We start from the raw sequence: 1087 nt of genomic DNA on the forward strand, positions 1-1087 counted from the left end.
ATCGGCACGGCGTCGCCCGGCAACCAGGACCGGGTCGCGGCCCTGGGCGCCACGCCGACCACCTACGGCCCGGGACTGGTGGGCCGCGTCCGGGCGCTCGCCCCCGCCGTCGACGCTGTGCTCGACACCACCGGCCGCGGCGTCCTCCCGGACAGCATCGAGCTGCGGGGCAGCACCGACCGCGTGCTGACCCTCGCGGACGACGCGGCCCACGGGCTCGGCGTCGAGTTCACCGAGCGGTCCGAGCCGTCGGCCGAGGAACTCGCCGACCTGATCGGCGCCGTCGTCCGCGGCGAGGTGTCGGTGCCGGTCGCGCACGTGCTGCCGCTCACGGAGGCGGCCCGGGCCCAGGCCCTGGTCGACGGCGGGCGCTCCGGCGGCAAGGTCGTGCTCGTGCCCTGACGTCACCGGTTCCTCCGTGGCGGTCCGTCCGTAGTGACCCATGCGATAGTTTGGGTCACTACGGAGGTGCGCATGCCCAGACCGACCATCCCGGACCGCCGGGAGACCCTGCTCGACGTCGCCGAGCGCCTCGTGCTCGACCGCGGCTTCGACGCCATGTCCGTCCAGTCCGTGGCCGACGCCGCGGGCGTGAGCAAGGGCGGCGTCTACCGCGAGTTCGCGGGCAAGCACGAGCTGCTCGACGCCGTGCTGCAACGCTCGACCGCCCGGCTCGGCGACCGCGTGGACGCGCTGACGTCACACCTGCCGCGCCCGGTGCCGCTCAGTGCGCTGTACCGCGCCGGGGTCGAGGCACTGCTGGACGACCCGCTGATGTCCGCCGCCGTGCTCGACGACCGCGCCGTGCTCGGCGACCACGTGCGCGCCGTCGGCCCGGACCGGTACCGCGCCCGGTTCCGCTGGGTCACGGGGCACATCGAGGAGCTGAGGGCCGCCGGGCACGTGCGCGCCGACGTCGACCCGGAGGCGGTGTCGCTCGCGCTCTCCAGCGTGACGATCGGGCTGCTGTCGGCGTCGGCGCTGATCGGGCCGCTGACGTCCGACCAGCTCCGGGCCGCGCTCGGGGTGGTCGCGGAGCTGGTGCGGGTGGGGATCGACGGCGGGCGGGCCGACGGCGGACGGGCTG

At 75.7% G+C, this 1087-nt stretch carries 2 protein-coding genes; both read left to right on the forward strand.

The window, feature by feature from the left end; translation table 11 throughout:
* The coding region (locus PROKR_RS00005) for a zinc-binding dehydrogenase (RefSeq protein ID WP_036958652.1) at positions 1 to 402 on the forward strand (402 nt) is incomplete at its 5' end.
* Positions 403 to 474: 72 nt separating this feature from the next.
* Positions 475 to 1087: TetR/AcrR family transcriptional regulator (locus PROKR_RS00010; protein ID WP_036958654.1), on the forward strand; the 613-nt coding region annotated here is incomplete at its 3' end.

Source organism: Promicromonospora kroppenstedtii DSM 19349 (assembly GCF_000515355.1).
Classification (GTDB): Bacteria; Actinomycetota; Actinomycetes; order Actinomycetales; family Cellulomonadaceae; genus Promicromonospora; species Promicromonospora kroppenstedtii.